15 protein-coding genes are annotated in these 17,906 nt (G+C 69.4%); 10 read left to right on the top strand and 5 right to left on the bottom strand.

The window, feature by feature from the left end:
- Positions 1-36 precede the first annotated feature (36 nt).
- From SCMU_RS05440 to SCMU_RS05430, 3 genes are all read left to right on the top strand, one after another.
- Entirely contained in the window at positions 37-270 is a 234-nt protein-coding gene (locus SCMU_RS05440) for a type II toxin-antitoxin system ParD family antitoxin (protein WP_229232014.1), read from the top strand.
- Positions 267-557: a type II toxin-antitoxin system RelE/ParE family toxin gene (locus SCMU_RS05435; RefSeq protein WP_229232013.1), complete on the top strand. Its 291-nt coding sequence runs from the start codon at positions 267-269 to the stop codon at positions 555-557. Before SCMU_RS05440 ends, SCMU_RS05435 begins: the two co-directional genes overlap by 4 nt.
- 73 nt (positions 558-630) lie before the next feature.
- Positions 631-2,481: a hypothetical protein gene (locus tag SCMU_RS05430; RefSeq protein WP_229232012.1), complete on the top strand. Its 1,851-nt coding sequence runs from the start codon at positions 631-633 to the stop codon at positions 2,479-2,481.
- 110 nt (positions 2,482-2,591) lie between these two features.
- Here the strand turns inward: SCMU_RS05430 and SCMU_RS20950 are convergent, their stop codons facing one another.
- The 4 genes from SCMU_RS20950 to SCMU_RS05420 form a co-directional block, all read right to left on the bottom strand.
- A complete protein-coding gene (locus tag SCMU_RS20950; RefSeq protein ID WP_371829655.1) occupies positions 2,592-2,744 on the bottom strand; it encodes a HepT-like ribonuclease domain-containing protein in 153 nt (50 codons plus the stop codon).
- Positions 2,745-2,768: 24 nt separating this feature from the next.
- A complete protein-coding gene (locus SCMU_RS20945; RefSeq protein WP_371829634.1) occupies positions 2,769-2,975 on the bottom strand; it encodes an HTH domain-containing protein in 207 nt (68 codons plus the stop codon).
- 16 nt (positions 2,976-2,991) lie between these two features.
- Positions 2,992-4,218: an exonuclease domain-containing protein gene (locus SCMU_RS05425; RefSeq protein ID WP_229232011.1), complete on the bottom strand. Its 1,227-nt coding sequence runs from the start codon at positions 4,216-4,218 to the stop codon at positions 2,992-2,994.
- A 355-nt stretch (positions 4,219-4,573) separates the two neighbouring features.
- The gene (locus tag SCMU_RS05420) at positions 4,574-5,197 is read right to left on the bottom strand and encodes an Ltp family lipoprotein (protein ID WP_229232010.1); all 624 of its coding nucleotides are present in this window, start codon (positions 5,195-5,197) and stop codon (positions 4,574-4,576) included.
- A gap of 580 nt (positions 5,198-5,777) precedes the next feature.
- Between SCMU_RS05420 and SCMU_RS05415 the strand changes: the two genes are divergently transcribed.
- Positions 5,778-9,308, top strand: a complete 3,531-nt coding sequence (locus tag SCMU_RS05415; RefSeq protein ID WP_229232009.1) for a hypothetical protein — start codon at positions 5,778-5,780, stop codon at positions 9,306-9,308.
- Positions 9,309-9,413: 105 nt separating this feature from the next.
- On the top strand, positions 9,414-10,220 hold the full coding sequence (locus SCMU_RS05410) for an MBL fold metallo-hydrolase (RefSeq protein WP_229232008.1): 807 nt from the start codon (positions 9,414-9,416) through the stop codon (positions 10,218-10,220).
- Between the two features lie 240 nt (positions 10,221-10,460).
- On the opposite strand, the gene SCMU_RS05405 is transcribed toward SCMU_RS05410, so the two are convergent.
- Positions 10,461-11,204, bottom strand: a complete 744-nt coding sequence (locus tag SCMU_RS05405) for an IclR family transcriptional regulator (RefSeq protein ID WP_229232007.1) — start codon at positions 11,202-11,204, stop codon at positions 10,461-10,463.
- Between the two features lie 183 nt (positions 11,205-11,387).
- On the opposite strand from SCMU_RS05405, the gene SCMU_RS05400 reads away from it, so the two are divergent.
- The 5 genes from SCMU_RS05400 to SCMU_RS05380 all read left to right on the top strand — a co-directional run bounded on the left by SCMU_RS05400 (position 11,388) and on the right by SCMU_RS05380 (position 17,902).
- The gene (locus SCMU_RS05400) at positions 11,388-12,665 is read left to right on the top strand and encodes an MFS transporter (protein WP_229232006.1); all 1,278 of its coding nucleotides are present in this window, start codon (positions 11,388-11,390) and stop codon (positions 12,663-12,665) included.
- 71 nt (positions 12,666-12,736) lie between these two features.
- On the top strand, positions 12,737-14,125 hold the full coding sequence (locus tag SCMU_RS05395) for an FAD-dependent oxidoreductase (protein WP_229232005.1): 1,389 nt from the start codon (positions 12,737-12,739) through the stop codon (positions 14,123-14,125).
- Between the two features lie 26 nt (positions 14,126-14,151).
- A complete protein-coding gene (locus SCMU_RS05390; protein ID WP_229232004.1) occupies positions 14,152-15,555 on the top strand; it encodes an FAD-dependent oxidoreductase in 1,404 nt (467 codons plus the stop codon).
- 14 nt (positions 15,556-15,569) lie between these two features.
- Entirely contained in the window at positions 15,570-17,141 is a 1,572-nt protein-coding gene (locus SCMU_RS05385; protein WP_229232003.1) for an FAD-dependent oxidoreductase, read from the top strand.
- On the top strand, positions 17,138-17,902 hold the full coding sequence (locus tag SCMU_RS05380; RefSeq protein ID WP_229232002.1) for an SDR family NAD(P)-dependent oxidoreductase: 765 nt from the start codon (positions 17,138-17,140) through the stop codon (positions 17,900-17,902). The genes SCMU_RS05385 and SCMU_RS05380 overlap by 4 nt, the downstream gene beginning before the upstream one ends.
- Positions 17,903-17,906 lie beyond the last annotated feature (4 nt).

The raw sequence follows: 17,906 nt of genomic DNA, 5'->3' as shown, positions 1-17,906 counted from the left end.
CGGGCCGCCAATACCAAGCTTTGGTATCGTTGGTCCATGGCGCGCAATACGTCGATCAGCCTGGATGCCCACTTCTCCGCTTTCCTCGCCCGCGAGGTCGCGACGGGCCGCTACGGGTCCGCGAGCGAGGTCGTGCGTGCCGGCCTCCGGCTTCTGGAGGATCAGGAGGCCCGGCTCTCCGCGCTGCGCTCAGCCCTGAGTGCGGGCGAGGCCAGCGGCGAGCCGGAGCCCTTCGACTTCGACGCGTTCGTGGCCGAGAAGCGCCGGTGAAGCAGTACCGGCTCACGCCGGCCGCGGTACAGGACCTCTCATCCATCTGGGACTACACAGCCGACCGCTGGGGTCCCGGCCAGGCCGAGATGTACGTGGGAGAGCTGCGCAACGCGATCGAACGGGTCGCGGACCGCCCCGATCGTGGCCGCCCCTGCGACGAAATCCGTGCCGGGTACCGGCGCTACGCGATCGGCAGCCACCTGATCTTCTACCTCGAGACCGATACAACGGTCGACGTGATCCGCATCCTGCACCAGCGCATGGACCCTACCCGGCACTTCTAGGTCCCGCTCTCTGCTCTCAATCATCTCGTCGTACGGTTGGGCGGCCGGCCCCGCCGCGCGTAGCCTTGACCGGGTGACATCGCCATTCGACGACCCCGAGTTCACCGCGCGCCTGGCCCAGATGGGCGTGGTCCACGCCCCTGGCATGGCGGCCCGGATGATGGAGGATCTCGCGCCGCTGCTCGCCGCCGAGGGGATCGACCTCGACAACCTGGATAGCGACGCAGACCTCGGGGACGTCAACGCGGCGCTCGCCCGCGCGACCGAGCGCCACAACCTCATGCTGTTCACGCCCGTCGGCGCACAGCGGGCCGGGGCCCTCGCGGTCCTGCGGCTGTTCGCCGAGTCGATGGCCGAGGGCGATCAAGACCGTGCCGCCGCCGTGCTCGCAGGCGTCGAGGTCGAACCGGCGGGCGATGCGCCAGCCATCTCGCATCTCATCGGCGTCGGCCTCGGCCTCCTCGACAGCTGGCACACGGACCCGGAGCTGCGTGCAGTGCTCGCGGCCACGCGCGTGCCGCGGTGGAACCGGGCAGCGCGCGCCGCGGCGACCGACATCCTCGCCCTCGCCCGCAAGGGGCGCGCGTTCGCCTCGCTCAAGAGCCTGCACCGGCACGGCGGACTGGCGCTGTTCGAGGGCTCCGCACTCCTCGTCGCGGCCTCCCTCAGCGCGCGCGCCGCGAGCGAGAAGGCATCGGTGCGAGACCTCGCGGGGCGGGTGCTCGTGGACGCCGGCTCGGACCGCCGCGCGCCGAGGACAACTCCGGCGGCCTCACCCCATGCCCCCGGAAGCAGCTTCATGCGCCCGCAGGGGGCCGGCGGCGCGAGCAGGCTGCGCCCGGCCGCCGCGGGACGGCCCGGGGCCCGCAACGCGCGGGCCGCCGACCGCACGCTTCAGCGTGGCTTCGGCGCGTGGCTCGAGCGTGCGCCGTCGATCGCCGCTCCCACGGTGTCCGACGAGCTGAAGATGATGCAGGCGCTGGTGGACATCGCACGCGACCACCGTCTGGATCTACACCGCGCCACCGATGTCGAGCCGCTCATCGACCTGCTCTGGGACACCGACGACCCAGAGAGCCCCGAAGCACTCGGGGCCGCGCTCGAGACACTGCACGACTACGTGCACTTCCGCCTCGACGACGGCCGAGACCTAGACGGATGGGAGGAGGCGCACGAGGCCGTCGAGGATGCCATGGACGACGCCGGCGCCTCGGGACCGCTGGGGGCGATCATGGAGGACGCCGAGAAGGTCAGCCCGGATGCACGCCAGCAGGCCCTCGCGCAGACGCCGCTGATCGCCGCGGTCAAGGACCTGCTCGAATGGGTCGGCACCGGCAGGCCGGTGACGCAGTCCGGCGGTGTGCGCCGCGGGGACATCAAGGAGGTCGCGAAGATGCTGGGCGTCCGAGCGGTCGGCGTCGCGAAGCGCGTAGGGAACTACTGGGACGAAGGAGCGCCCGTGCAGGCGCTCTCGATGGCCGACGTCCCCGTGCTCCCCCAGTGGTGGGAGGCGCTCTCCACCGCGCAGGTCATCCGGACCAACTCGTCCAGCGTCCGGCGCGGCCCGGCAGCCGCCGAATGGATAGCCGAGGAGCTTCCGCCGCTCGACCTGGCCGAGGCCGTCGCCGCGATCTTCGTGGGAGCCACACTCGCCGCGCCCATGAAGCAGGCCAGTTATGGCTCGTTCATCGTCAAGCCGTCCCTGGCCCAGCTGATGCACGCTCTAGCTCCGGCAGACCTCGAGATCCAGGAGCCGGCACTGCCCGGCCAAGGGCCCGTATGGACGCTGCGGAACCTCGAGCGTGCGGGCCTCGTCACCTTCGGCGCCTCGGGCTCCGTTGAGGTCCCCGACGGGCTGCGTGCCGCTGTTGCCCGCGGGCTTCTCCTCGCCCTGGCGCTCCTCACCGGACCCGAAGACGGGTAGACCCCCAGTCCGCGGCACGCCGCCGGTGGGGTGAAGCACGACGGCGACCGCTCGCCGTCGTGCGCCGCTGTCACCTGGAGCCACTCGAGCGCTCGAGCGGCACTGTCCCTCTACGCGTCCAACGAAGTCAGGACGCGTTCTGCTTCAATCGGCGGCTGGCGGCCCCGGGCGGCCCAGAGGATTTCGTGATCGGCCTGATCGTAGCGGTGTGCGACCAGATTGCGGGTTGCCTTCATGACCCGCCATGAGACCTGCGGATCGATCGAGGGCTTGGGCCGAGGACGCTCCTAACCAGCCAGAGAGATCCGGCCGTCTGCCTTTGTGAATAGCCACGGATAGTTCTTAGCTCGGGCGCCGACCTGACTCGCAGGGAGGGGCTGGAGATCGCCTCGCGTGTAGAGGCCAAGCTCGTTGATTGCGTCGGCGATCTCGCGTGTGGTGAGCGGTCTGCCGGCGTCTTGGAGGACCTCGGTCATTGCGTCGTGCAGGAGCATCTTGACGCCTTCCTCCTTAGTTCATGCCTTGGAGCAGCGTGGTGAACAGGTACTCCTCGGTCACTACAGGAATCCCGTAGTCCCGGGCCTTCCGGGCCTTGCCTGACAGACTGTCCGCATCGGCCGCGACGAGGAGCTTGACCTTCTTGGTCACCCCAGGGTGGACCCGGATGCCCATGCGCTCGAGCCGGGCCGCGATCTCCTCCCGCGGCGAGCGCATGTCTCCGGTCAGGCACACCAGGTCCCCGTGCCGGACGGCGGGCGCCAGAGTCGGCGCGACCCGCCCGGGCGACTGCCGCGGAAGGCGCGGCTCGAACGCCGCCGCCAGCGCGCCGTCGTCCATCCCGAGCAGCCCCGCGAGGAGGGTCAGGTCCGCACGCTCCGCCTCGGTGACGACCCCGTCCGCCCATGCCGCGTCCACGACGGCGTCGAAGTAGTCGCCATGCAGGCGGTGCGCCGTGGACCGGTCGATGCCGAGATCGGCCGCGAGCGAGATGAGCTCATCCTTCTCGCTGGCAGAGAGGTACCGGTCCAGAAGCGCCCGGTCGAGTAGGGCGAGGTACTGGTCGTGCTCCACAGGACCGGCCGAGGGCGGAAGGACGGCCGTGAGCCGCTCCAGGAAGTGCGGCTCCTGCCAGCCGGCCGGCTTGCGGTACGCGACACGGGCGATGCGCGGAGGGACGGTGAACCAATTGACGGCGGCCGCGGTCTCGAGCGCCGAATGCCAGGGCCGTGCGTCCAGTTCGATGTACCGACCAAGGAGGGTCGCCGTCGCCTCGGCGTCAGCCCCGGCGCAGTGCGCGTCGTGGAGCTCGATGCTGAACGCGTCGCAGCAGTCGCGCAACCCGCGGCGGGAGCCCGGCAGGTACGCCCGCGCGGCGGACATCGTGCACATGCCTCCGTCAATGAACGCCTGTGGCAGTCCGCGTCCGAGCCGCGTGAACTCCTGAACCAGGAACCGGCCGTCGAAGGAGAGGTTGTGCGCCACGAGGATGTTACCGGAGAGACGGAACTCGAGCTCGTCGGCGATCTCGAAGAACGTCGGCGCCCTGCGGATCTCCTCCGCCCGGATCCCGTGGATGTGCTGCGGGCCAAGGTCTCGCTCCGGATTGACGAGGGTCTCCCACCGGTCGAGCTGCTTGCCCGTGTGGTCTACGGTCACGACGGCGATCTCTGCGATGCGGTCGTAGCGGCCGAGCCCCGTGGTCTCGACGTCGAGAACGGAGAAGGTGTCAGTGAACATGCGTCCCCCATGTTTTGCGATGCGATCAACTTCATCTCTACCTCATGGCACCGACGATTCTCGAACCGGGTGGCCTTTGGCGCGATAGCGGCGAACACCGTGGACACGATGCCCTTGACAGGGTGGTTTGACAGGAAAGAGCTTCGTGATGGCCTTCTACGTCTTGGCACACGCCGCCGATCCGCGGCCCGCCAACGTGAAATCGACGCCGAGCTTGCCGCCATGCGCGAACAGCTCGGGCTAGTGTTGTCTCCCAGCTGAAGAACCACACGAGGCCTAACCACGACACGGAAGAAGCCCCCGCCAATGGAGTCGGCGGGGGCCTCGTCAATGGCTCCGGATCGAGCCAAAGCCGCTATCCAGCGAGGTGATCGACCGCCCACTGCGCTTCCGCAGGGGTGAACTTCTCCCCGTACTGGCTGACCAGCTGGTCGTAGATGCCGGCGGGCGACATGTTCATCGTCGTCTGGTAGCTCTTGGCCTTCGCCAGAGCATTGGCGCTGTAATCGGCCTTCAGGTTGTCGACCGCGTACTGCGCAGCCTCTGCGGAGAACTTCTCCCCGTACTCAGAGGTGAGCTGATCGTAGATTCCGGCCTTGCTCATGTGCATCACCTGCGAATAGGACGCCGCCTTCTTCAGCGCTGAGCTGTACTCGGCGGGGACCTTGGGAGCAGGGGGCGGCGTCGGAGCCGGGGGGACCGTGTTGGTCGCCGCCGGCGTCGGCGCAGACACGGACGGCGCCTTGACCGCCTCTGTGCTGGCCTTTGAGGAGGGCGAGCTGGTGACGGTCGTGACGTTCGCCGTCGGCTCGCCGCCCTTGCTGTTCCCGACGCTGGATGCTGCCACGATCAGGATCACGGCCGCGGCCGGGATGATGAAGCGCTTCTTCTTCCAGAACGGCCGCTTGCGCGGCTTGGCCAGCGGGTCCGACAGCTGCGACGGCTGATCCGGCTGGGACGGGATCTGGTTGGTGCTCATATGCGGTTGTCCCCCAATTTCTTTGTCATTGTGTCCGTGTTTGCAGCGCTCGCCGGCCGGCGGCCCCATGGTGGCGACACCGCTGACCGACGGCCCTGACGTCGAAGGTGGCAAGCATCAGTGACATCACTGCGCCGGGTGCCTTCGCCGTCAACACAAGATGTACGCCGCCCCTCTGACAAAACTCGAACTGCCGGATCCGCCTATCAATCGCCCCCAACAGACATTGGAGCCACCCAGCCCCGCGAATCGCCTCGCAAGGCAGACCGGGCCGGGGGACGCCGTCGTCCACGGTGCGCACACCAGTGGGGAGCCGACGATGACTGCGCGCACCCTGAGCGTCCAGGACGCCAAGGACACCACGCCGATGGAGGTTGGGCCGTGGCGGCATTCTGCTTCATCCCGCCCACCCGTCGTCGTGCGCCGCCACCCCCGCCAACACGACTCATCCGCGCCTAGACACCCACGCCGGCTCCAGCGGACACTCATGAGACGTCCAGACTGCCTCGCTGGACTGGCGTCAAGGGGACGCGCCAGGGGTCTCGGGCCGCGGGGCGCCCACGAGTGCTCGGAGGGCACCATGGCTGCCACCACTGTCGCATCCGGATTCACCAACATCTCCGCCATCGCCTACTCGGAGGCCCGGCACGTCGCCGTCGTGGCCGAGCGGTCGGGGCAGCTCACGCTCCTGGACCTGCTGCGCCCGGACGACGACGGCTTCTACGAGACCCGCACGATCGGCAGCGGCTATGCGAGCCCCACGCACCTCGCCATCGACGGAACCCGGATCATCGTGGCCGACGACGACGGGCTGTGGTCCGCGCCGCTGAGCCACGCCGACCGGTCCGCCGCGACCGCGTTCGCCAACATCCCGCGCGCGGTGAAGGGGCTCGCCATCGTCCAGGACGCCGGCGCGGGCGCCCTCGCCGTGCTCGACGCGCTCCCCTCGCCGCATCTGGACGTGTACTCGCTCGGTGCGGCGCCGGGCGCAGCGCCCGGGACGACAGTGCGCACGGCAGTGGCGGACGTCCCCGGGGGCCTCGGCCTCGCCGCCGCGGGCGGCGGCACCGTGCACGTCCTCGCGGGCGCGCCGGGCGGCAGCACCGTGCAGGCCGCTGACCTCGCGCTCGGCACGCTGCGCACGCTCACGCCCCAGCCTCTGGCCTTCGCGGGCCCGATCGCGCCGCTCGCGCCCGGGTGGGCGGTGGTGACGGCGCCGGGCGGGCAGCCCGCCATCGTGGGCGACGGCGTGGTGCGGCTCGCGCCCGACGCCGGCCCCTCGCCTTCCCCGATCGGCGCGGCCACGGCGGCCGGCGGCACCAGGCTCCTGCTGGCGGCCGGGGACAGGGTCCTCGAGGCCGCGCTGCCGATCGGCATCGCTGACCGGGTGCTCCTGACGATGGACGAGGCGCCCCTGTTCATCGGTGGGTACGCGCCCGTGCGCGTCGACACGGCGGGCAGCGGACTGGCCTTCGATGACCTGCGGCTCAGCGTGGACAACAGGGACCTCGGTGCTGTCTCACCGTCGCGCGACGACACGTTCGACCCGGCCGCGCCGCACGTGCTCATGACCGGCGGCTGGCTCCCGGGACGCGGCACCGTCGTCGCCCGCTCCGCCGCAACGGGCGAGACAGTGGGCCGTGCCGAGTTCACGGTGACGGACCGCTGGGACGGCCGGGCCGAGGGGCCCGCGTTCTCCGTCACGGGCGCGTGCGACGCGCCCGTGGTGCGGCCGGCGTGGGGAGGCGGCGGCGCCGGCCCCCAGAACGTGGACGTCTACAAGGCGCCCGCCGCGTGGCGCGTGGCGATCGTGCTCCTCGACACGTCGACCAACCGGTACCCGGCAGGGGCGGCGGCGCAGCAGCCCGTCCGCGACGACTGGCGCAACGCGATGACCGCTGGGGTGACGGCGGGCGGAGTGACCCGCTCCGTCGTCGACTTCTACCGCGAGGTCTCCTACGGCAAGCTCACCATGAGCCTCGTCGGCAACGACATCGCGGGCGTGGTGGGCGCGAGCGGCTCGTGGGACGACTACTTCGAGGTCGAGACGAAGCCCGACCCGGCCAACCCGGGCGGCACGCTCCCCCGCCGCTGGAACCCGAAGCCGGACACGTGGCGCGCGTTCGCCTCGGCCCTCGAGCAGGCGAACGCGGCCAACGCCGCCGCGACGCCGCCCCGGCCACCCGTCGTCGACCTCGCCCAGACCGACGCCGTCGCATTCGTAGTGCGCACCGTGAACCGGCCCGACCCGGCCGTCATGCCGCCGACCTCGACGAGCATCGGCCGGTACGTGTGGCCACAGCAGCTGAGCCCGACCGTCACGCTCAGCAGCGGCGACCGCACGCTGCCGATGCTGATGATGCCCGAGGACTGGACCGCGATCGACGGCCGCCAGATCTACGAGACCCTCGCCCACGAGCTCGGCCACACCCTGAGCCTGCCGGACCTGTACCTCTACGACTGGATGAACCAGGGCCTCGCCCAGCACCAGCTCAACCACTGGGACCTCATGCACCGCGACCGCGGCCTGCCTCACTTGAGCCTGCCGCTGCGGATGGCGCTGGGCTGGGTCCGGCCCGAGGAGGTGCGCTCGTTCAACTTCGCCGCGAACGGGGGCGGCGCGGTCCTCGCGCCCGTGACGCTCCAGGCGCTCGAACGCGCCTCGATCCCCGCGAACTCGCTGCGCGGCGTCGAGATCCGCATCGCGCAGGGCCGCAACTACTACTTCGAGTACCGCAGCCGCGTGGCAGGCTCCCTCGGGGACGGCTCGCTGCCGAAGGCGCAGGTGGTGGTGGGGACCGACGTGGTCTCGCCGGAGGGCGCCCAGAACTACGACAGCCGCACCATGGTCATGCGGCTCAACGACGACGCCGACGGGGTGGACGACTCCGACGGCGTCCTCACCCAGGGCGCGTTCCTCGGGGTCGGCCAGGACTACCGCGAGAAGGACTTCACGGAGGGTGCCCCGAAGGACTTCGTCGCAACCGTGCAGGCCGTCCGGCCCGAGAGCGCGGACCTGCAGATCCGCTACAACTCCGAGGCCAAGCCCGAACTCTCCATCCGCACCTGGCCCAACGGGGACAAGCAGTGGCAGAGCCCCGACATCGAGGTGCGCAACGCCAAGAGCGACGCGGACTCGAAGTGGCTCAACGTCCCGTGGGGAGGGAATCCCAACCGGGTGGTGGCCAAGGTGCTCAACCACGGCGGCCTCGACGCGAAGGACGTGCGGGCCACATTCTCCATCAAGAACCTCACCACGAACGCCGACGACCAGCCGCCCGCCGCTCTCGAGCCGCTCGGCCTCTCGCAGCCCGTGACCATCCCTGCGGGGCAGGTGCGCGAGCTCGAGGTGCCGTGGGTCGCCCCGACGTCCGGGCACTACTGCATCACGGTGGACATCCCGCTGTACGAGGAGCCGGGCGATCCCGCGATCCACGAGAGCAGCGACCGGGACAACTGGGCCCAGTCCAACTACGACCAGTTCTGGTCCGAGAGCGGCTCGCCCTCGGCCCGCAAGCGCTTCACCATCAAGCTCGAGAATCCCACGGACGCGACCGCCGTGATCTTCCCCCGCGTGCGACAGACCCTGCCCTACTACCGCACGTACGTGGAGCACAGCTGGGTGCGGCTGCCCGCGAAGCAGACGCGGGAGATCGAGGTCATGACGGAGTCGCTCGACGGCGACCCTTCGTGGGCCTCGCTCGTGGACGCCAACCGCAGCCACATGTGGGAGGTCGCCAACACGCTGGAGATATCGGGGTGGATGCACGGCGTGTGCGTCGCCCAGTGCACCGGCGGCGCATCGCTCGAGGTCCGTTCGGGGCGCGGCACGGTGCTCGACGGCATCCGCTTCTACCCCGAGCCGGGCGCCTCGGGAGTGGTGCGGCGCAGCGACGGGACGACGGCGGACCACGGCACGGTGCTCCTCACCGCCCGGCGGGACGAGGCCGACGTGGAGCACCAGCTCACGGCGACCGCGGATGTCCGCGCCGACGGCACGTTCTTCGTCTACCTGCGCGAGCTGCGCCCCGGCATGCTCGTCTCGCTGCACTACCTCGGCGGGTACGGCCTCGCGCCGTGCGAGACGGGGTGGATGCGCTTCGAGTACTGAACCGCGGGCGCTGGGTCGCAGACATCCGGTGCGAGGAGTCGTCTCCACTGATGGGACGGGCTACCGTGTCCGCCATGGATTGCGTACCCGATCGGAGGCATTGCCGTGCTGCAGCAGGTCGCTGAGGACGTCTTCGTCCACACGAGCGAATTCCTCCAGAGCAATTCGGTGATCGTGCAGGGCCGGGAGGGCGTCCTGCTCGTCGACCCCGGCATCACCCGGGAGGAGATGGCAGCCATCGCTCAGGATCTCCATGAAAAGGGCCAGCCCGTCGTCGTCGGATTCTCCACCCACCCCCACTGGGATCACGTCCTCTGGCACACGGCCTTCGGGGACGCAGCCCGCTACGGCACGGCGCGCTGCGCGGACTCGATCCGGGAAGTGGTGTCCCAGCCGGGCTGGGAGGCCCGGGTTGCAGGAGTCATGCCGCCCGGGCTCGCCGACGACATTCCGATGGACCTGCTGGGCCTCGTGACGGGCCTGCCCGCGGGCACAGCGCACGTCCCCTGGGACGGACCCCCGGTCCGGATTCTCGAGCATCAGGCCCATGCGCAGGGACACGCCGCCCTCGTAGTCGAAGAGCAGGGCGTCCTGATCGCCGGCGACATGCTCTCTGACATCCTCATGCCGTTCCTCAATGTGAACGCCAGCGACCCGCTCGAGGACTACCGTGCCGCGCTTGACCTCCTGGAACGTGCAGCGGCCGACGTCGATACCGTGATCCCCGGCCATGGGTCCGTTGGCGGCGCCGAGGAGCTGCGGGCACGGCTCGACCTGGACCGCGCCTATGTGCGGGCCCTCCTCGATGGAAGCGGCGTCGACGATCCGAGGCTCGGCCCCTCCGCTCCGCTGGCTTGGCTGACCGATGTGCATCGGCGGCAGGTGCAGGCGCTTGCGGAGAATTCGGCGTGAGACCTGGAGCGTGGACTGTCGGACCTTCCTGGCGCACTCGCCCCTGTGCCACGAACTTGGCGCATCCGGACCGCACCCGTAAGGATTACGCGGCTGCTTACCGGTGGACGCCGGATCAGATGAACCTGCGGCTCCCGACCCGCGGGCGGTCCCCACTCTGGTTCTGGGCCAAGATCCACCGTGCGGACCTGATCCACCACATCCGGTGTGGCGTCGTACCCGAGCGACCCTCCGCGGCATTCACCGAGGGCCATTCCCCCCAGCGGAAATGGCCTGCGCCGCATGGATAACCTCTGCCGTAAGCTCGGCACGCTTCTCTTCCACCCGCGAAGTCGGCACGGCCCACGCGAGGCTGCCCAGCACCGAGCCATCGCCGTCGAAGATGGGGGCGGCGATGCCCGCCACCCCGGGGTCGACTTCGGAGGCAGACGAGGCGAATCCCGCGTCGCGGATCTGCTTGAGGTACCTGCGGAACTGATCCCACGTCATTCCCATGCCAGATTCCTCGATCTCGGCCGCATCGCGTCTGTACATCACGCGCAGCCGGTGCGCCGGGAAGTGGGCAAGGATCGCCTTGCTCGCCGCGCCCCGGTACAAACTGAGCCGTTGGCCCCTGCTGTAGTTGGTCGCCTGCGCGTTCACCCAGAACTGCGCGACGCAGACCATCGTCCGGCCGTAGTAGCTGTTCAGCAGCAGATTCTCGCCGAAGCGGTCTGAGAGCTCCCCCATCACCGCCTGGGCACGGAGGAAGAGCGGGTCGGTGAGCCGCATCGTCCTGTCCAGTTCGAGAATCCGGCTCCCGAGTCCATAGTCCCCGTCCAAGCGACCGGCCAAGAGCCCGGCATCTGAGAGCACCTTGAGGTATCGATAGCTCGACGTCCGCGAGACGCCGAGCACCTCGGCAACCTCCTCGGGCGTGCATGTCGGCTTGTCCTCGGAGATGAGGTCCAAGATGCTCAGCGCCTTCTCAAGGCTGTTGGCCAATGCACCCTCTCCCTCCGCAGTCCAGTCACCGATTCTGCCACACGCGTTCCGGGCGGCACTTGCTGTGACTCCGATCATAGTGCATAGTAAATCCCGCAATACAGGATTTATTCACAACGATCCCTAGGGGACAGAGTGGTCCAAACCCAGTCCGCGGCAGCACGTACGACTGCCCGCCGGCCCATGAAGCAGAGCACCAAGTCGGCCATCGCCAGTTTCCTCGGCGCCATGCTCGAGTACTACGACATGTCGATCTACGCATCGGCCTCCGCGCTCGTCTTCAGCAAGCTCTTCTTCCCGGCCTCAGGAGAATCGGCGCTCCTGCTCTCCTTGGCCACGTTCGGCGTCGCCTACGTCGCCCGGCCCCTCGGAGGGCTGCTCCTCGGACACTTCGGCGACACGTTCGGCCGCCGCAACGTTCTCGTGTTCACACTCGTGATGATGGGGGGCGCGACGTTCGCGATCGGCTGCCTGCCCACGTACTCCCAGGCTGGGCTCCTGGCTCCGGTCCTGCTCGTCGTCATGCGGCTGATCCAAGGCGTCTCCGTTGGCGGCGAGGCGGCAGGCGCATCGACGCTGACGCTTGAGCATGCTCCCGCCAACAGGCGCGGATTCTTCACGTCCTGGACGATGAATGGCATCTGGCTCGGCTACATCCTCGCCTCCCTCATGTTCCTCTGGGTCGCGAGCCTGCCCGCCGACCAGCTGCTCTCCTGGGGCTGGCGCGTGCCGTTCTGGTCGAGCTTCCTCATCGTCGTTGTCGGCTTCCTCGTGCGGCGCACCCTCGAGGAGCCCGAGGCGTTCGCCGAGCAGAAGTCGAGCAACGCCCGGAGCAAGCTCCCCGTCAAGGAACTCCTCCGCACGCACGGGACCGACGTCGTGCGGGTCGTCTTCTCCTCGCTGCTCGTCGTCAGCTCGAGCACGGTGCCGGTCTGGGGCCTCTCATGGGGCGTCAACACGATCGGCATCAGCGCGAGCACCATGATGTGGGTCGTCATCTTCGGCTACGCCGTGGCCCTGGTCCTCCAACCGCTGTTCGCGCTGCTCTCGGACAAGATCGGCCGCAAACCGGTGTTCATCTTCGGCAACCTCGGTGGTGCGGCCTCCTGCTTCCTGTTCTTCCACGCCGTGGCCCAGAAGGACGTGGGGCTGATGATGCTCGGGATCTTCCTCTCGATCTCCCTGTTCTTCAGCGCCACGAACGCCATCTACCCGGTGTTCTTCACCGAGATGTTCAACGTCCGGGTGCGGTTCAGCGGCATGGCCATCGGCCTCCAGCTCGGCATCGTCCTCGCCGGCTTCGCTCCCGCGCTCGTCACCCTGTGGGTCAGCGAGGCCGGATCGTGGCTGCCCGCGGCATGGCTCACCGCAACCTGTTGCATCGTCGCGGCGGTCTCCGCAATGACGGCCCGCGAGACCTTCCGCACGCCCCTCCACCAGCTCGGACGGCCCATGGACTGACCCGCACCCAGCACCAACCACCACGCGACGGCGGGCTCTCATGCCCGCGGGAACCATCGAGGAGAAACACCATGAATGAAACGGAGCAGGCCTTCGACGTCGTCGTCCTCGGCTCCGGCATGTCCGGCCTGAGCGCAGGATGGACCGCCGCCCAGTCCGGCGCACGGGTCGCCGTCTTGGAGAAGCTGACGGAGATCGGCGGATCTGCGGCGCTCTCGGCCGGGATGTTCTGGACGGCACCGGACTTCGGCGCCTACCAAGCCCGCGTCCCCCTCGGAGACCGGGTCCTTGGACGGCGACTCGTCGACGACTACGAGGCTGCCCTTGCCGAGATCCGCGGCACTGGCATTGACGTTGCGGCGGAACCGCTGACGGGGATCATGACATTCGGCCGCGGCTACAGCCTCGCGATCCGCGACCTCCTCCCGCGGCTCGCCGTCGATATCGTGGCGGCCGGCGGACGCGTGGCCACCTCAGCCCGTGCGACCGAGATTCGGCGCACCCCCGATGGCTTCCACCTCACGGTGGAGACGGACGACGGCGCCCTGCACTTCGCGTGCGCCTCCCTCGTCCTCGCGACGGGCGGCTTCGCGGGCTCGGCAGAGAAACTCGGCAGCGCGATCGGACGCAACGCCGACCGGCTCGTCCACCGTGCCAACAAGGGCAGCGTGGGAGACGGGCTGGACCACGCCAAGGCCTTGGGCGCCGCGGCCTCCCGAGGCATGTCGACGTTCTACGGCCACCTCCTGCCGAGCCCCCTCGCCTCCTTCGAGCCCGAGGAGTTCCTCCCGCTCTCGCAGTACTACTCGGACTACTGCATCCTCGTGAACACCGCGGGCCGCCGCTTCATCGACGAACGCCAGGGGGACGAACTGCTCAATCAGGAGCTCGTGTTCCAGCCCGAGGCGCGGGGCTTCCTGATCTTCGACGACCGCGTCCGCACGGAGCATGCCACGGCCGAACCGTTCCCCGGGCTCGGCGTCCTCGACCGGTACAAGGGTGCCGTCGCCGCCGGCGCCCGGCACGTACAGGCGGACACGCTCGAGGGACTCCTCGACGCGGTCTCAAGGTGGGGCCTCCCCCGCGACACGCTCGCCCGCACGGTCGAGGAGTTCTCGAGGGCGACCGCAGCAGGTGGCGGACACGCGGGCGGCGCGGCCGTCTCCCCGGCGGCCACGGCGCCTGCCGTCCCGCCCTTCTACGCCCTCGAGGTCCAGCCGTCCGTGACGTTCACATTCGGCGGGATCCGGATCGACTCCGACGGCCGCGCCCTGGACGCCGACGGCAGGGCGGTACCCGGGCTGTTCGCGGCGGGCGCCGATGCCGGCGGCCTCTCGAACATCGGATACGCCGGGGGCCTTGCCCCTGCCTACATCACCGGCCGCTGGGCGGGAGCCGCTGCCGCGGCCCACGCCGCGCTCGGCACCGATTCCGCCCTGCTGGATGCAGTCGCCCCCTGACCCTTCCACACCACGAAAGCGCAGACATGAGCACCCATAGCATTTCATCCACCATGGCGGGGTACGACGTCGTCGTCCTCGGCGCTGGCATCGCCGGACTCTCCGCGGCGGCCGCGGCCGCCGAGGCTGGCCTCACGGTAGCCGTCCTCGAGAAGACCGACTCGATCGGCGGCTCCTCGGCCATGAGCGGAGGATTCTTCGCCTTCTCCGGAACCGCCGAGCAGGCGGCGGACGCGATCGGCGACAGCGCCGAGGACTTCCGCGACGACCTCATCCGCCTCGGAGGCGGCCACGCCGACGTCAGCCTCATCGACGCCTACCTCGAGAACCAGGACGCGACCTACGCCTGGCTCAAGGAGCACGGCGTGGCCTTCAGCGCCCTCGAGGTCTCCTCGGGACAGTCCCATGCCCGCTCGCATCTCTCCCCGATCAAGGACGTCCTGGCCGAGCTCGCGCGCACCGTCGTCGAGCATGGCGGCGTGCTCTTCACCCGCCACCGCGCAACCGAGCTCGTGACCGACCCCACCGGACGTGTGGTCGGCGTCCGGTCCAGCGGCCCAGAGGGCCCCACCGAATTCGCGGCGCGCGGCGGCGTCGTCATCGCCTCGGGCGGGTTTTCGCGCGGAGAGGATCTTCTGAAGGTCTTCGCCCCGGAGCAGCTCGCCGGCATTCCGTACGGCGGCCTGGGGAACACTGGCGACGGCCTCAAGATGGCCTGGAAGCTCGGTGCCGGCCTCGCGGACATGTCCTTCGTCTCCGGCACCTATGGCTCGCACCCGGAGACGGGCATCGAGTTCCATGAGCTGCTCACCGCCAACTATCTCGGCGCGATCATCGTGAACAAGGACGGCCGGAGGTTCATTGACGAGTCCGTCTCGTACAAGGTCCTCGGCGCCGCATGCCTTTCCCAGCCGGGGGGCCTGGGCTTCGAGGTCTTCGACTCCACCGTCCGCGCACGGTCCCATGCGGGCGTTCCACTGAACGACATCGGGTTCCTCGAAGACCTCGGCCACGTGTTCAAGGCCGACACGCTCGAGGGGCTCGCCGACGCGGCCGGGATCAACGCCGTGGGACTCGTCGAGACCGTCGAGGCGTACAACCGGGCCGTCGCCGGCGAACAGCCGGACGCGTATGGCCGCACGGGGCTCGTCAACGGCACAGGAGACCTCGTGCCCGTGCTGCACCCGCCGTTCTACGCCTACCCCGCCAAGACGCTCATGACGTCCACGTACTGCGGCCTGACCATCACCCCGCAGGCGCAGGTCAAGGATGTCACCGGACACGTCATCGAGGGCCTGTTCGCCGTCGGCGAGGTCACCGGCGGATTCCACGGCGCCGCCTACATGACCGGAACCAGTCTCGGCAAGGGCGCAGTCTTCGGCCGCATCGCCGCCCACGCCATCACCGCGGCCCTCACTCCTGCCTCATGATCTCTGGAGCACCTATGAACACCGTCTCTGACGTCCTCATCATCGGTGGCGGCGGCTCGGGCCTCGCCGCTGCCATCTCCGCCGCGACGAGCGGCGCCACCGTCACCGTGCTCGAGAAATGCGGGCAGGTCGGCGGCAGCACCGGCATGTCCGTCGGCTCCTTCACCGCAGCCAACACCTCGTACCAGTACCGCGCCGGGGTCAACGACTCGATCGACCTCTTCATCGAGGACATGAAGACGGCGAACGGGGCAGACGAGACCCGCGAGAACGACGCACTCCGCAGGGTCCTGGCGGAGAACGCGGGCCCCACCATCGAGTGGCTCTCGAGCATCGGCGTCCAGTTCCTCGGCCCGACCCCGGAGCCGCCGTACGAGAAGCCCCGCATGCACAACGTGCTGCCCAACTCCAAGGCCTACGTGACGGCCCTGGCCCGCGAGTGCGGCAGGCGCGGGGTCAAGATCGTGACCTCGGCCCGTGTCGAGAAGCTCCTGCGCAATTCCGCCGGCGAGGTGATCGGCGCGAGGGCGAACGGGAGCGACTACCTCGGCCGCCGCGGCGTCATCCTCGCTACGGGAGACTACTCGGCAGCGGCAGACATGAAGCGCGCCTACGTCGGTGAGGCGGCGGCCAAGGTCCCAGCGGTGAACCCGAACAACACCGGCGACGGGTTCCGCCTCGGCGGCGACGCCGGCGGCGTCATGCTTCAGATGGACCGCCTCTACGAGGGCCTGCGGTTCGCACCCGCCGCACTGCCCGACCCCATCAAGCTCCTACCGTCCCACCCGGCAGTATCCCGTGCCCTGCGTTTCGTGGTCGAACGGCTGCCCCAGAGGCTGCTCGCCATCGTGCTGCGCGGTGCGCTGACCAGCTGGGTCGGGCCCAACAACACGATGTACGCTGCCGGCGCGATCCTCGTGGACCGCTCGGGCAAGCGCGTGGCGAACGAGGACTCAGACAAGGACCTCGCCCGCGGGGTCGCCGCGGGCACTAACCAGGCCTACATGGTGTTCGACTCGGCGCTCGCCCGGAAGTTCTCAGCGTGGCCGAACCCCGTCTCGACCTTCCCCGGCGTCGCGTACGCGTACGTCCAGGACTACAAGTCCTACCGCCCCGACATGTACCACGAGGGCGCCACCCTCGAGGAGCTCGCCGCGAAGACCGGAATCGACCCCCAAGGGCTCGCCCGCACGGTCGAGACGTTCCGCGGGTACACCTCCACTGGGAGGGACCCCGAGTTCGGGCGCACGCGCTTCGGGTCCGGCATCGGCGATGGCCCCTATTACGCTCTCGGCCCCATGAATGCCTACATTACGCTTGCCGACGGCGGTCTCGCTGTGGACACCTCCCTCCGCGTCACCGACAACGGCGGCGCGCCGATCCCGGGGCTGTGGGCCGCGGGCTCCACCGGGCAGGGAGGCCTCCAGCTTCTCAACCACGGACTCCACATCGGATGGGCCATGGTCTCCGGGCGCATCGCTGGGCGCAACGTGGCCCACGCCGCCCCCCGCGAGAACCTCTCTCCGGCCGGGGACACCTCCTCCGTGCTCGGGCTGCCGCTCGAACAGCTGGAGGTCATCCGGTGACCGCCGCGACCGAAGCAACCCGCTCGGCCCTGGGCCTCACGGGGCACCGCGCCGTCGTGATCGGCGCCTCGAGCGGCATGGGTGCGGCAACCGTTCCCGTGCTCCGCGCCGCAGGCGCCCGCGTGGCCGCCTTCGACCTCCGGTCAACAGTGTGGCCGGAAGCCGTGACCGAGGCCGCGGAGCTGACCGGCGTCGTCGATGTCACGGATGAGACGACCCTCGAGGACGCCTTCGCCCTGACGAGGGAGGCACTCGGCGGTGTAGACGCCGTCGTCAACTGCGCGGGCATCCTTGGCGCCGTGGTCCCCGGCGTGGAGGAGACGGTGGGGGACCTCCAGCGCCTGCTGAACATCAACCTGCTCGGCGCCTTCGCGGTCTCCCGCCAAGCTCTGCCTCAGATGATCGAACAGGGCTATGGACGGATCGTGCACGTCGCCTCGATCGCCGGCAAGGAGGGCAACCCGCAGATGACCGGCTACTCGGCGTCGAAGGCCGGGATGATCGCCATGGTCAAGTCCCTGGGCAAGGAATACGCGGCGACCGGCGTCACCGTGAACGCCATCGCCCCCGCATCGATCGAGACCCCCCTCATCCAGGGCATGGCGCCGGAACGCCGGGAGGTGCAAAAGTCGCTGATCCCCGCGCGGCGATTCGGCACCGCGGAAGAGATCGCGCACCTGATCCGCTTCATCGTCTCCCCCGAGGCCTCCTTCACCACGGGCTTCGTGTTCGACGCCTCCGGCGGCCGCGCAACGTACTGAACCT

The sequence above is a fragment of the Sinomonas cyclohexanicum genome (assembly GCF_020886775.1).
Taxonomy (GTDB): domain Bacteria; phylum Actinomycetota; class Actinomycetes; order Actinomycetales; family Micrococcaceae; genus Sinomonas; species Sinomonas cyclohexanicum.
The sequence above is the reverse complement of the archived record's forward strand: the minus strand, read 5'-3'. Positions and strand labels throughout refer to the sequence as shown.

Excerpts from the sequence above, each read along its gene's own strand:
- SCMU_RS05440 (WP_229232014.1), top strand. The coding sequence starts at position 37 with ATGGCGCGCAATACGTCGATCAGCCTGGATGCCCACTTCTCCGCTTTC.
- SCMU_RS20945 (WP_371829634.1), bottom strand. The coding sequence starts at position 2,975 with ATGCTCCTGCACGACGCAATGACCGAGGTCCTCCAAGACGCCGGCAGA.
- SCMU_RS05425 (WP_229232011.1), bottom strand. The coding sequence starts at position 4,218 with ATGTTCACTGACACCTTCTCCGTTCTCGACGTCGAGACCACGGGGCTC.
- SCMU_RS05420 (WP_229232010.1), bottom strand. The coding sequence starts at position 5,197 with ATGAGCACCAACCAGATCCCGTCCCAGCCGGATCAGCCGTCGCAGCTG.
- SCMU_RS05415 (WP_229232009.1), top strand. The coding sequence starts at position 5,778 with ATGGCTGCCACCACTGTCGCATCCGGATTCACCAACATCTCCGCCATC.
- SCMU_RS05400 (WP_229232006.1), top strand. The coding sequence starts at position 11,388 with ATGAAGCAGAGCACCAAGTCGGCCATCGCCAGTTTCCTCGGCGCCATG.
- SCMU_RS05395 (WP_229232005.1), top strand. The coding sequence starts at position 12,737 with ATGAATGAAACGGAGCAGGCCTTCGACGTCGTCGTCCTCGGCTCCGGC.
- SCMU_RS05390 (WP_229232004.1), top strand. The coding sequence starts at position 14,152 with ATGAGCACCCATAGCATTTCATCCACCATGGCGGGGTACGACGTCGTC.
- SCMU_RS05385 (WP_229232003.1), top strand. The coding sequence starts at position 15,570 with ATGAACACCGTCTCTGACGTCCTCATCATCGGTGGCGGCGGCTCGGGC.